At 57.5% G+C, this 12,849-nt stretch carries 12 protein-coding genes, 1 tRNA gene and 2 pseudogenes; 12 read left to right on the forward strand and 3 right to left on the reverse strand.

Translation table 11 applies throughout. The features are described from left to right. Nucleotides 1–34 precede the first annotated feature (34 nt). The 4 genes from pal (at nt 35) to F0P97_RS08630 (ending at nt 2,319) form a co-directional block, all read left to right on the forward strand. Complete coding sequence (pal, locus tag F0P97_RS08615) at nt 35–562, forward strand: peptidoglycan-associated lipoprotein Pal (protein WP_003061517.1); 528 nt, start codon at nt 35–37, stop codon at nt 560–562. Then, complete coding sequence (gene ybgF / locus F0P97_RS08620) at nt 562–1,323, forward strand: tol-pal system protein YbgF (RefSeq protein ID WP_182286433.1); 762 nt, start codon at nt 562–564, stop codon at nt 1,321–1,323. The genes pal and ybgF overlap by 1 nt, the downstream gene beginning before the upstream one ends. After that, entirely contained in the window at nt 1,323–2,147 is an 825-nt protein-coding gene (locus tag F0P97_RS08625; RefSeq protein WP_182286434.1) for a tRNA threonylcarbamoyladenosine dehydratase, read from the forward strand. Before ybgF ends, F0P97_RS08625 begins: the two co-directional genes overlap by 1 nt. A 96-nt stretch (nt 2,148–2,243) precedes the next feature. Further along, a tRNA-Lys gene (locus F0P97_RS08630) sits at nt 2,244–2,319 on the forward strand. 860 nt (nt 2,320–3,179) lie between these two features. On the opposite strand, the gene F0P97_RS08635 is transcribed toward F0P97_RS08630, so the two are convergent. Continuing rightward, nucleotides 3,180–3,365, reverse strand: a complete 186-nt coding sequence (locus F0P97_RS08635; RefSeq protein WP_003070780.1) for a hypothetical protein — start codon at nt 3,363–3,365, stop codon at nt 3,180–3,182. Between the two features lie 464 nt (nt 3,366–3,829). Here F0P97_RS08635 and F0P97_RS08640 point away from each other — a divergent pair, with 464 nt between their 5' ends. Beyond that, nucleotides 3,830–4,273, forward strand: a complete 444-nt coding sequence (locus F0P97_RS08640) for a lipocalin family protein (protein ID WP_371878541.1) — start codon at nt 3,830–3,832, stop codon at nt 4,271–4,273. A gap of 418 nt (nt 4,274–4,691) precedes the next feature. Here F0P97_RS08640 and F0P97_RS08645 read toward each other — a convergent pair whose 3' ends face one another. Together F0P97_RS08645 and F0P97_RS08650 are read right to left on the reverse strand one after the other, a co-directional pair. Further along, nucleotides 4,692–5,090: a c-type cytochrome gene (locus F0P97_RS08645; protein ID WP_182286436.1), complete on the reverse strand. Its 399-nt coding sequence runs from the start codon at nt 5,088–5,090 to the stop codon at nt 4,692–4,694. Further along, nucleotides 5,087–5,656, reverse strand: coding sequence for a ferritin-like domain-containing protein (locus tag F0P97_RS08650; RefSeq protein ID WP_182287145.1), 570 nt, complete (start codon nt 5,654–5,656; stop codon nt 5,087–5,089). The genes F0P97_RS08645 and F0P97_RS08650 overlap by 4 nt, the downstream gene beginning before the upstream one ends. Here F0P97_RS08650 and F0P97_RS27460 point away from each other — a divergent pair. From F0P97_RS27460 to F0P97_RS08685, 7 genes and pseudogenes are all read left to right on the forward strand, one after another. Beyond that, a pseudogene (locus F0P97_RS27460) lies at nt 5,655–6,143 on the forward strand (sigma factor); the annotation flags it as partial. The gene F0P97_RS08650 and the pseudogene F0P97_RS27460 overlap by 2 nt on opposite strands. A gap of 89 nt (nt 6,144–6,232) precedes the next feature. Next, nucleotides 6,233–6,945: pseudogene (locus tag F0P97_RS08660) on the forward strand (IS5 family transposase). Nucleotides 6,946–6,999: 54 nt separating this feature from the next. Beyond that, complete coding sequence (locus tag F0P97_RS08665) at nt 7,000–7,362, forward strand: sigma-70 family RNA polymerase sigma factor (protein WP_232538163.1); 363 nt, start codon at nt 7,000–7,002, stop codon at nt 7,360–7,362. Between the two features lie 412 nt (nt 7,363–7,774). Next, complete coding sequence (locus F0P97_RS08670; RefSeq protein WP_182286437.1) at nt 7,775–9,010, forward strand: EAL domain-containing protein; 1,236 nt, start codon at nt 7,775–7,777, stop codon at nt 9,008–9,010. Between the two features lie 985 nt (nt 9,011–9,995). Further along, nucleotides 9,996–11,537, forward strand: coding sequence for a TolC family protein (locus F0P97_RS08675; protein ID WP_232538164.1), 1,542 nt, complete (start codon nt 9,996–9,998; stop codon nt 11,535–11,537). Continuing rightward, the gene (locus F0P97_RS08680) at nt 11,534–12,337 is read left to right on the forward strand and encodes an efflux RND transporter periplasmic adaptor subunit (RefSeq protein ID WP_182286438.1); all 804 of its coding nucleotides are present in this window, start codon (nt 11,534–11,536) and stop codon (nt 12,335–12,337) included. Before F0P97_RS08675 ends, F0P97_RS08680 begins: the two co-directional genes overlap by 4 nt. Before the next feature lie 209 nt (nt 12,338–12,546). Next, complete coding sequence (locus tag F0P97_RS08685; protein ID WP_182286439.1) at nt 12,547–12,789, forward strand: hypothetical protein; 243 nt, start codon at nt 12,547–12,549, stop codon at nt 12,787–12,789. Nucleotides 12,790–12,849: the final 60 nt, after the last annotated feature.

Consider the following 12,849-nt stretch of genomic DNA (forward strand, 5'->3'; position numbering starts at 1 on the left):
ATGAAGTCCGTTGTGGACTGTTCGGAGAAATCTCATGTTGACTATCAAACGTCTTTCCCTGGCTTTGGCTGTGACCGCACTGGTCGCAGGTTGCAGCTCTGGCGTCAAGCTGGACGACAAGCCCGTTGACGGTTCGCTGTCCAGCCAGGGTGCTGGCACCAGCGGCCAGGGCCAGAGTGGCGTGTCGGGCGTGGACCTGACAGGTTCCGCCGCTTCCAAGGCCGGCCCTCAGGGCGTCAGCCGCATCGTCTACTTCGACTTTGACAGCTACTCTGTCAAGGCTGATGCACAGCCCCAGATCGAAGCCCATGCCAAGTTCATCAAGGCCAACCCCGCTGCCAAGGTGCAGCTGGAAGGCCATACCGACGAGCGTGGCGGCCGTGAATACAACCTGGCCCTGGGTCAAAAGCGCGCTGAAGCCGTGCGCCGCTCTCTGGGCCTGCTGGGCGTGAACGACGCTCAGGTTGAAGCGGTGAGCTACGGCAAGGAAAAGCCCGCTGCTGAAGGTCATAGCGAAGACGCCTACGCCCAAAACCGTCGCGTTGAAATCAACTACCGTTAATGATGAAGCAGGCCTTGTTGACTCTCCGTCACGCAACGCTGCCTCGCTTGGTGGTGGCCGGCCTGCTGGCCGGCTCTGCCATCAGCGCCCATGCAGCCCTGTTTGGTGATGACGAGGCGCGCCGCGCCATCATCGAACTGCGCCAGCGCGTTGACAGCCTGCAGCAGTCGCAGGAGCAGACCCGCCGCAGCCTGCTGGATCTGCAGTCGCAGATCGAGTCGCTCAAGTCGGACCAGGCCAAGCTGCGAGGTCAGAACGAGCAGCTGACACGCGACGTCGCGGAGTTGCAGCGTGGCCAGAAAGATCTGGCCAAGGGCTTTGACGAGCGGCTGCGCCAGTTCGAGCCCGTCAGCGTGACCGTGGACGGCGTGGAGTTCACTGCCGACCGCAATGAGCAGCAGGAATTCGAGCAGGCTCTGGGCATGTTCCGTTCGGGCAAGTTCCCGGAGGCCGGTCAGGCCTTCGCCGCTTTCCTGCGCCAATGGCCCAAGAGCGGCTATACACCGTCGGTACGCTTCTGGCTGGGCAACTCGCAGTACGCCACGCGCGACTACAAGAATGCCATCGCCAATTTCCGTTCGGTCATGACCAATGCGCCCATGCATGCTCGTGCACCCGAAGCGGCCCTGTCCATCGCCAACTGTCTGGTGGAACTCAAGGACACCAAGGCAGCTCGCAAGACCCTGGAAGAGCTGCTGCAGGCCTATCCGAACTCGGAAGCCGCAGGGATTGCCAAGTCCAAGCTGGCGACGCTCAAGTAATGGCCGGATATTCTCAGCCTCAAGCGGAAACAGCGCCCCAATCCGGCGCTGTTTTTTCTATGGAAGAAGCAGATGTGCAGCGCCGCTTTGGCGGCTTGGAGCGCCTTTACGGCGTGCAGGGGGCAGCCCGGATTCGTGCGGCCCATGTGGTGGTGGTTGGTGTGGGCGGAGTCGGCTCATGGACGGCCGAGGCTCTGGCGCGCAGCGGCGTGAGTCGCTTGACTCTGATCGATATGGACCATGTGGCCGAGTCCAATATCAATCGCCAGATCCACGCACTGACCAGCACTGTCGGTCAGGCCAAGATCGATGCCATGCGTGATCGCATCGCCGAGATCAATCCTGCCTGCGAGGTCAATTGCATCGATGAATTTGTCGATCCTGACAACTGGCAGCAACTCTTGCCGGCAGATGCCGATGCGGTGATAGATGCTTGCGACCAGATCAAGGCCAAGGCCGAAATGGCGGCACATGCGCGCAAGACCCGGCAGTGCTTCATCTCCGTCGGCGCTGCGGGCGGAAAGCGCATGGCCCATCTGGTGGATATTGCCGACCTCAGTGCGACAACACATGATCCGCTTCTATCGCAGCTACGCTACCGACTGCGCAAGCAGCATGGCGCTCCCAGGGATGGCAAGCGCATGGGGGTGACTTGTGTGTTCAGCCGCGAGGCCGTGGCACCACCTGATGCGTCTTGCTCGATCGAAGGTGGTGATGGCAGTCTCAACTGCCACGGCTATGGCTCGGTCGTGGCTGTAACAGCGACCTTTGGTCAGTGCGCAGCAGGCTGGGTGCTTGATCAATTGGCTCGCAAACCCAACTGATCCAACTAATTCAAGAATTAGGCAAAGAGCCGGGAAAAATAGATTACAATAACGTCATTCCACTGATTAGGCAACTACTGCTTTTGATGTGTGGCAGGGTCTTTAGCTCAGTCGGTAGAGCAGCGGACTTTTAATCCGTTGGTCGCGAGTTCGAATCTCGCAGGACCCACCAGAATGCATAAGCCGCTACAGCTATTAAAGCTGTAGCGGCTTTTCTGTTTTATTCCCATGGTGGGAATATTCATCACTCCAAGGAATTGCGGTTTGCCCTCCTTGAGCGTTCGTGGACACGGGCGCTCTTGCTTTGCTTGGGTAAAGTCCGGGCAGCGCTCCGTATCGATTCTTGTGTCGGGTCTGGAGCATGCATGCAGAGCTGTAATCTGGTCCGGTGCTGATCAGCCTTTCCTCATGGTATCGGCCACGAACCGCTGCCAGCCCCAAGTGAAGCCCGATGGGGTCGGCAGCCTTGGTGATTGCTGTCTTTGTGTCGCGAGGCTTCATGGGGCGGAAAAGCAAGCCGGCAAACGACAGGATATGCGTGGTCTGTGCTTTACTTTTTGATTTCTACCTTGTTGCTGGACGCGCATGAGGCAAATCATCTCTGCCTTGAGGTCGATCTACGGGGGTGAAGGCCCCAAAATTCCACCCGGTCCGAGCCTGCAAGGTCCGCGAACTCTGCCATCAAGGCAAACGGGGGCGCTGTCGAGCTGCTAGTTGCGACAGGCTCGCCTGGCGTTTGCCGGTATAGATGCCAAAGCGCCGCTCACGCCCCTTGGATCAAGGCTTGCGTACTCAATCCGAGAGCTTCCGGGCCGCTTAACCAAAGTCTTTGCCCGTCAGAGTAGCGAAACTGCTTTCCTCTGGACAGGCTGCGGCTCAGCAGATTGGTCAGTTGAAGTGATGGTGGAGTCAGGCCCAGTCTTCTGGCAGGCCAGCGGTGCTGACGCTGGTCGCCATGTGTTCGCCGAAAAGCAGAACCCCGCTCAGTGAACAGTGGCGGGGTTCGTCGGGAGAGCGGAGACAGAGTTGCCGTTATGGGGTTTTGCTTCTTCCCCGGTAGTTCAGGTCAGTGGCTGAGTAGTTCTCACGCTTGCGCCAGTCCATTTGAATCGGGCCGGCATGGTTGGCAGGATAGGTGATGCGCTCTTTTTCGCGATTGAGTTCCCACTGCTTTGCATCCACGATGCGATGGACTGTGGACTCTTTGGATTTACTCATGGGGAAGGCGGCCTTCAATCAAGTTTCTGAACCTAAAGAAGACGGTACAGTTGCCGGGATGACGAGTCCAGTGAATTCGCCCGATGAATGACGGATCGCTTGGATTACGTTGGAATCACGACTACTAGAGGTTTTTTTAGGGTAGATACGGATAGTTGCTGCTGGGGGGATGGGTCTGTGTTCCCGTCAAGGCGTCAACCTTGAAACGGTTTGAGGCCTGTGTTGCAGCTCAAACGTGGCAAACAGAGCGCCGGAGAATGCTCGTCCGGCATATCGGTCCCCGGAATGAGAAAGCCCGCTTTGCAAGACGGGCAGGGTGATGGATGGTTGAATGAGGTTTTCAACCTCAATGAACAACAATGCATTTTTCGAGAAGTGCTTTGCTTCGTACTGCTGCTTTGACTGCGGTTGCTGCAGGAATTGCTGCTGCGTTTTTGGGTTGCTCTGTCTCGGTACCCCACGGCCTGCAGCCCGTGAGCGGCTTTGATGCCAAGCGCTACGTGGGCACCTGGTATGAATTGGCAAGGATCGACCACAGCTTCGAAACCGGACTAACGCAGGTGTCCGCGCAATACAGCCTCAATGACGATGGCACGGTGACGGTAGTCAACCGAGGTTTTGACGAAACGGAGAAGGAATGGCGTGAGGCCAGGGGCAGGGCGCGCTTTCAGGGAGACCCCAGCGTGGCTGCGCTCAAGGTTTCTTTCTTTGGTCCGTTCTACGGAGGCTACAACGTGGTGAGCCTGGATGACGACTACCAGACTTCCCTGGTGATAGGCAACAGCTTGGACTATTTCTGGTTGCTTTCGCGCAGCAAGACCATGCCTGAGCCGCAATTCAGACGACTGCTTGAAAGGGCTCAGTCACTGGGCGTTGACCTAAGTCGTGTGCAGGTTGTCGCACAGTAATTCAAGCACTGCAGCGATAGTTTGCAAAGCGGCAGCAAAAGATACAGGACTTGGCAAGCAAAAAAAGCCGGCTCATGCGGCACCCCGTCTGGATTCAGTCAGTTCATGTTTGGCGTCGTGGCGCGGGACTGTGAGTGCCGTCGCCGGCCTTTGACCATTCGCCTTGATTGCTGCACGGCAATGTGTCCAGGTGGGCGATGTCTTCGACTGTGACTGCCCGATCCAAATAAATGCAGCCGGTGATCTGTCGCCCGCATCTTGCCTTGATGCGTATTCCGGTTGAACTGATTCCTCGCGCCGCAGGCGAGGCATGGTGTTGCATCGGACGATTGACTCCACCGCCTGAAGCTGTCAGCCTGAGCATTTCTTGGTGCACTGCTTCAGGCCGATTGCGACGGGCCGCCAGTGGTATATGCGTTCAATGCGGGAGTGCTCGAAGTGAATGGCACTCTTGTGAATCGTCAGCTTGCTTGAGGTAGGCGATCAAGTCGCTACGCTCCTTGGTGTCAGGGATTCCGGCGTATGTCATCGTTGTACCTGGTAGTACCTTCATGGGTTGGGTCAGGAAGCGGTCGAGTGTTTTTTCGTCCCAGATGAAGCCGGAATTCTTCATGGCATCCGAGTAAGCAAAGCCGGCAACCGTACCCGCACGCCGTCCCAACAGACCACAATGATGAGGCCCCACTCGGTCATATGCCAGCGCATGGCAGGCTGCGCAGCGGGTGTATATCTGCTCGCCGGGAAGTTTGTCAGGTGCAGCATGCACTGTCGCCGCGAACGACAGCATGCCAAGCAGCAGCCACCGTTCGGTGTTCATGATACGAATGCCGTGGGGACCGGTGCTTCGCCCACTGCCTGGCGCAGTATTGCCCAGTGCATGGCTTCATCACCCAGAATGCTGGCCGCAGCCTTGGATAGTTCTCGATTGCCGAACAAGGGAACGGCTCCCAGATAAGCACTGACGGCCCCTTGCTCCAGTCGTGCCGCAAAGCGCAGCACATCCTCCTGTGACTTCAGCTGATTTGCTGGGAAGTTGTAAGCAGTCTTGGGGACTGCCGGCTTGCCGCCCAGCTTTTCAACCGTCCTGGCTAGTAGTTCGGCATGCGCTTTGTGATGGCCCTGGAAGGTCAGGGCCAGATCCAGCACCGAGGGTTGCAGCAGTTTGCTTTCTGCTCCCAACTGATAAGCAGCGATGGCCTCCAGTTCTGCACTCAGGGCGGTGTTCAGGATTTGAGTGTCCTGGGCTTTTCCATCGCCGGTTTTGGCGGCTAGCGCTTCACGACCGGCTAGTAGCGCAACAGCGGCGCCTGAAAGCATCAGCCCGGATTGGCCAAGAAAGAGGCGGCGCGCCTCCTGTGGATGAGCGATATGCAAAAACGACATGATGCACTCCTTCGTAGGTGACGAGGCCTGCTTTGGGAGACCGAAAATCCGGCGTCCAGGGCAAGCACTCATCCATTGGATGGATCGGAGCGTCACCACGTTCCGCCCTTGTTGGCAGCAGGGCCGCGAATCAGATCGACACAGGAACGCTGGATGCGGATACACCATCCAATGGTCAAAGGAGGCGCACATGTCGCACACTCACCCTTCGAACCACAGCCCTGCGGTTGCCGATGCTTCGGATCTGGAGCTCGCTTTCAGAGCCGCAGCTGGCGATGAGGTGGCTTTCGAGGCCATCATGCGACGCCACAATCGCTTGCTGTTCCGCACCGCACGAGCCATATTGAAAAGTGACACGGATGCCGAAGATGCCGTGCAGCAGGCCTATTTGCAGGCTTGGCAGGCATTGGGAAATTTCAGGGCGGATGCCAGGTTGTCGACATGGCTGGTACGCATTGTCGTCAACGAAGCACTTGGACAGACTAGGGTCTGTTGAGATTTGATTTTTACCTTCCGGGGTGGCGTCACAATCGCGCTGTGATGCGATACGTTTTGACAGATGAACAATGGGCTCGTATGAGCCCATTGTGTTTAGGGAAGATTGGGGATCGAGGACGCAGTGGCTCCAACAATCGACTGTTCTTGGAAGCAGTGCTTTGGGTTGCGCGTACAGGTAGCCCTTGGCGAGATCTGCCGCCTGAATTTGGCAAGTGGAACACCGTCTTCAAACGGTTTCGCGACTGGGTCAAAGCTGATGTCTTTCAAAAGCTGTTTGACGCGGTCAGCGATCAACCGGACATGGAATACGTGATGGTGGATGCAACGATTGTGCGAGTGCACAGGCATGGACAGGGTGCAAAAGGGGGTCTGCGAGCCAGGCCATAGGTCGCAGTCGAGGTGGTTTGACCACCAAGATATTGGCGCTGACGGATGCCCTTGGAAACTTGATCCGATTTGTGTTGCTGCCAGGCCAACGGCATGATCTTCAAGGTGTAGAACAGCTGCTCGAAGGCATAGACCTGCGGACATTGCTGGCCGACAAAGCGTTTGACGCAGACTGGCTGAAGCAACACTTGCTGGCACAGGGTTGCCAAGTGGTGATTGCACAAAAGGCCAATCGTCGAGCGCCCTTGCAGATTGATATAGAGGTCTACAAGTGGCGGCACTTGATCGAGAACTTCTTTTGCAAGCTCAAGGAGTTCAAGCGCATTGCAATGCGCAGCGACAAGACAGACAGCAGCTTCGCTGCTGTCATCACGCTGGCATCGGCTGTGATCAATTCACGTTAAATCTCAACACGTCCTAGACGTCGTCAGTTGAAGATCGTGCCGCTGGAGTCCGCGATGGCATCGACCCAGCAGGTGGATACCAGTTGGCAGCAAGACGATATGGACCGCGGCCCCGATCGAACAGTCATGCGTTCGGAGTTGCGTCAAATCATGGAGGCGCGCATTGACCTGCTGCCCGATGATTTCCGCAGGGTTTTCATGTTGCGCGGCGTCGAAGAGATGAGTGCGCAAGAGGTGTCGCAGATACTGGAAATTCCAGAGGCCACGGTGCGCACGCGCTTCTTCCGTGCACGAAGCATGCTTCGTGAAGGGCTTTCACAGGATCTGGATATGGCGCTCAGCGACGCCTTCAATTTCGATGGGGAGAGGTGCAATCGCATCGTGTCCTTGGTACGGGCAAGACTACCCCAGCGTTAAGCACGCATGCTTGAATTATTGGTTCTGATGACCATGCAGCAGATGCAGACCGATTCGCAAGAGTGGATAGCAGATCTGCACTTCACTAACTCTGGATTTCTTCATGCGTAGACCTCCCTGGGGTGGACTCTCTACTTTTGAGTGAAGCGAAGATTCGAGGAGGCTTCAAAGCGTACAGCAGGTGGCGACATATGCCACGAAGCCGTCATACAGAAAAACTCACCGCGGAGACATTCCTGGAGCAGCAGCTGGAATCCAGGTGGATGGCGAAACTAGAGGACTGATTGACATTTTCGCAACGGCTGCTGCTGAGACACTTGTTGCATATCGACGATCATCGCTTCACATTGCATGCTTTTCCAGATTAAATATTGACAAAAGCGGTGTGAGTCGACTGTATGTAAGAGGGGGCATGCAGATGAACGATCTGGAGGTTGACGGGAATCGCCATCTCAATCATTTGATGAGATCAGGTGTGTGCGCAGAAGGAGTGGATCGAATACTGCGTGCGGTTCGCAAGCACCTGGGAATGGATATCGCCTTTGTCTCACACTTCGGCGCTGCCGAACGGGTGCTGAGGCACTTGGACAGTGTTTCGGGTGGACCGCTCTATCAAGGCCAGAGCATTCCCATGCAGGAGGGATACTGTCTGAAGGTCGTTCATGGCGAGCTGCCCGAATGCATTCCGGATACAAGTCGTGTGCCGGCGACTCAGCACATTTCTGCAACACACGCCATTCCAATTGGATCCCATTTGAGTGTTCCCGTCCGTCTCACGGATGGGCATGTGTACGGGACGCTTTGCTGCTTCAGCTACCTCCCGAATCCAACGCTAGGGGAGCGCGACATGCAATTGCTGCGCGCATTTGCAGAGATCCTGGCTGATCGTATCGAAGAGCAGGCTGCCGAGGAGCAAGTCAAGGCACGGTTGGTCGGAGAGGTCCAATCCGCGTTGGCACACGGTGATCCGAGGATGGTTTTCCAGCCGATCTGCAGTCTGCGTGACAAGGCCATCTGCGGCTTTGAGAGCCTTTCGCGTTTTGATGTCGAGCCCAGGCATGCGCCGGATTATTGGTTCGATGTGGCAGACAAGGCCGGTTTGGGCATTGACCTGGAGTTGTGCGCTGTTTCCAAGGTGCTGCCAGCGCTGGAGCGGCTGCCTGCCAACTGCAGCGTAAGTGTCAACTGCTCGCCACAATTGCTGCTTAGCAGCAAATTCCATCAACTACTTGATGGCATTGGTGATCTCTCCCGTCTGGTCCTGGAGATCACTGAACATGCTGCGGTCAAGGATTACAAAGCTCTTGTCGTTGGGTTGGAGCCTTACCGTCGCCGAGGCGCGAAACTGGCGGTTGATGATGCTGGTGCAGGCTATTCCAGCATGCGGCACATCCTCAATCTCGAGCCCGAGATCATCAAGCTTGATATGAGTCTTACTCACTCTATCGATACGGATGAGAAACGGCGTGCACTGGCCAGAGGTCTCATCAGCTTCGCGCATGAAATAGGAAGTCTGGTGATTGCAGAGGGCGTTGAACGGCCGGAAGAGCTGGATATGCTGCAAAGGCTTGGAGTGGATTGCGCTCAAGGGTATTTGCTTTCCAGGCCACTTGAGATTGATGCCGCGGCGGTGTTCTCGCTTCACTAATCGGTGTGCTGTGGGATGTGTCGCTGCATGGGCGGTCGCATCGTTTAAGTGTCTGGCAACTGATCTCGTCCAGCAGCCAGGTGGCTTAGCTCGCTTCCTGCGCCTGCATCGAGCAGGCCTTGGCTTTCTCGTGACTCTTTGGCAGAGGGCACGGAGCTTCTGTTGACAGGTGCTTGGTCTGTGCCTGGCCCTAGCGTAAACATCTATTTAGTGCCATCAATCAATGCGAGCATACTGTTTGCAAATATCAATTGCACGAGGACGCTATGAAATGGCTACTTGTCAGTTTTGCGCTCATGGTATTGATGCTCTGCATCAGCTTTGTCGCGTCGGTCGCTGACGACCTGAGGCAAGGTAGCGACCAGGATTGATTGCCAGGGTCTTCAGGACCCCTCACGAGGCATTTCCGCACCATCGACTGCAATCGTCACGCCCATGATGTTGCGGTCGATTTCCATTGGGCGTCCAAATCTCTCAAGCTTGGCGATGTAGCTGCCTGGCTTTGCTGGAGCAGCTTGTGCGCCTGGGGCCTTGTTGTGCGTCTTCCAATGCCTAGGAATGCGTGGCAAGCGCGCTTGTGAACGGTGTTGATCTGAAATTCATAGATCAGGGCTGAAATCTCCAATAGCAAGCTTTGCGCCGTCGGCTCTGAGAAAACCCGAAGGAGTACCTTGCTGTCTCCAACCGGAAGCGGCTTTGGAGCGGCCTCGGGCAACTGCACACTGCATCGCAGCCGAATTGCTTGACCATTCACCACCAAGGACTCACTGCACCCATTGAGGGCGAGAAATGAGTGCGGCTGCATGGCGCTTCCGGCAGAAGAAATACCTGATTTCAGTGATTGCTGTTGTCATCTTTGCTGGGTGACATGTTTGTCACATTTTTTGACAATTAAGACTTTTGCATACCTATTGAAGTTTTGAACATGAATTTCGTTCGCTAAGTCTTGCTGTCAAACCGTCCTTGCCACCATCCCCTCGCAGATATGAACGCTCTTGCTCACCACCGGCCTGAGACAAATTTTCGTGGCCGTGTCCGGTTCACGGCCCTGCTAGGCTCGGCCATCTGGCTCACCGGCTGCGCCAGCCTGACCGGCCAGGCGCTTTCCACGGAAGAAATCCAGTCACAGGTTCAGGCCGATCGGCAGAGTCTTGGCAAGGACGTGGCTGCGCTTACCGGGCCAGTGAGCCTTGAAGAGGCCATTGCGAGAGCCATCAAATACAACGCAGCCCAGCGCCTGCGCGGTATGGAAGAGGCGGTGGCCCAGGGCACGGCCAATGTTGCCAAGTTCGACATGCTGCCCAAGCTGGTGGCCTCGGCTGGCTACCGCTACCGCGACAAGGACCTGATCAGCCGCAGCACGGACTCCGTCACGGGCGCGCCTTCCCTGGCCCATCCCTATATCTCGTCGGATCGCGAGTCGACCTTGGCTTCGCTGAGCTTCTCCTGGAGCCTGCTGGATTTCGGTCAGAGCTATTACGCTGCACGCCAGCACGCGGATCGCGCCCAGATTGCTGCCGAGCGTCGCCGCAAGGCCATACACACGCTGATCCAGGATGTGCGCATTGCCTACTGGCGTGTGGCTGCGGCCCAGGCTCTGGAGTCCTCGCTGCAGACCGCAGGCCAGGATGCAGACAGGGCCCTGGAAGACTCGCGCAAGGTCGAAGCGGAAAAACTGCGCTCCCCCATGGAGCCGCTGCGTTATCAGCGTCAGTTGCTGGAGAACATCCGCCTGCTGGAGGCCATTCAGCAGGAGCTGTCCTCCTCGCGCATCGAACTGGCTTCGCTGATGGGCGTGTCGCCTGCCGAGCTGAACCAGCCTTTGCGTGTGATCGAGCCTTCAGCCTCGAATGCCCGGCGCTGGCTGGAGCAACCGGTGGACAAGCTGGAAGACCGGGCCCTGCTGCTGAACCCGGATCTGCGCGAGAGCCTGTACAACGCCCGTATCGCCAACGAAGAGACCAAGCGCGTCATGCTGCGCATGTTCCCCGGCCTTTCCTTCAACTACGGTGTCAACAAAAGCAGCGACAGCTATCTGATCAACGACCGCTGGCAGGATGCCGGCCTGCAGATCTCTTTCAACCTGCTGGGATTGCTTTCCCTGCCTGTACAGCGTCAACTGGCTGACGCGGGTGTCCAGCTGGCCGATCAGCGTCGCCTGGCTACCCAGATGGCGGTATTGACACAGCTGCATGTGGCACGTTTGCAATTTGCAAACGCCGTGCGCCAGTACGAAAGAGCACAGACCATTGCCTCCGTGGATCAGCGTCTGTCCGAGCATGTGAACAATCAGGTGCAGGCCGACAAGCTCAATGCGCTTGAGCGGGTCTCCCAGCAGACCGCCACCATTCTTTCCGTGCTGCGCCGGTATCAGGCCCAATCCAATATGCAGGCCGCCAGCTCTCGCCTGCAAGCCACCCTGGGCATGGAGCCCGTGATCGAAGGCTCCGACAGCATGCCCTTGCCTGAACTCACACAGGCCGTGGGTAAATCGCTGCAAAGCTGGGACGCGGGCCAATTCCAATGAAGTCTTGCGCGTCTCCTTTGATTCTGGGCTTGGCGTTGGGCTTGTCTCTGGGCGCTCAGGCCCAGACTGGCCCGGCAGCCCAGAGCCTTCCCAAGACTCAGGTCCCCTTGCCCAGCGTGCTGGACCAGCGCGAGATCCGTGCCCAGCTTTCGCCGCGCCGCTACACCACTCTGGCAGCAGAGATTGGTGCCAAGGTGCAGCGCCTGCCCGTGGTTGAGGGGGGCGCATTTCGCCAGGGTCAGCTGCTGGTGCAGTTTGACTGCAGCCTGCCGCAAGCCCAACTGAACAAGGCCCAGGCGGGCGTGGATGTCACCGAGAAGACCTGGAAGGCCAACCAGCGCCTGGCCGAGCTGAACTCTGTTGGCAAAGTGGAACTGGATGTCTCTCAGGCCGAATGGAACAAGGCCAGGGCTGAAGTCGCCGCCAACCGCAGCCTGCTGAGCAAATGCCAGATCACCGCGCCCTATGCTGGTCGTGTGGCCGAGCAGAAGATCCGTGAGCAGCAATACGCGCAGCCGGGTCAGGCTCTGCTGGACATTCTGGACGACTCCGCGCTGGAGCTGGAGTTCCTGGTGCCCTCGCGCTGGCTGAGCTGGCTGCATCAAGGATCGGAATTCCAGGTGCGTATCGACGAGACCGGCAAAACCTATCCAGCCAAGGTGCAACGCCTAGCCGCGCGCGTGGACCCGGTGAGCCAGTCGGTGAAGGTCAATGCGGCCATTCACGGAAAATTCAACGAGCTGATCGCCGGAATGAGCGGGCAGGTGCTGCTGGCACCGCCCCAGACCGGCAAGCCCTAGACATTCAAATACAAGAGCATATTGCGCATGTTATTAAAAGGTTTCAGATCACTTCTGTGCTGAAGTCTAGATTTAAAAGGTGCAGCATGCTCATATTTTTATAGTCCGATGGCAAGAGACCGACAGCTCCAAGGAAGAGGGGGGGCCGGCGGTCTGAACCTGCAAGGCAGGCAAGCGCCATGCCACCTTCATACAGGAAGGACACTTTGATGACCCGCAAATCTCGCCCATTCTGGAACCGTCTGACACAGGCCATGACGGCGCAGGCCGTAAAGACCGATGTCCCTCAGCGTCTGCAGCCAGTCTCCGTCGTGCGACCGCTGGCATTGGAGCAGCGCTTTATGTTTGACGGTGCAGCAGCGGTGGATGTGGCACATGCGGCCACGGACGCTGCGGTGCCGGGGGGGCGGAGCACGCGGTGGATACGGCCAGCGCACTGCGGCATGCACTGACTGCAGAAGCACAGAGAGCGGCCGAGGGTTCCTCAGGGGCACCACAACGCCAGGAAGTGG

It is taken from the genome of Comamonas testosteroni (genome assembly GCF_014076415.1).
GTDB classification, from domain to species: Bacteria; Pseudomonadota; Gammaproteobacteria; order Burkholderiales; family Burkholderiaceae_C; genus Comamonas; species Comamonas testosteroni_F.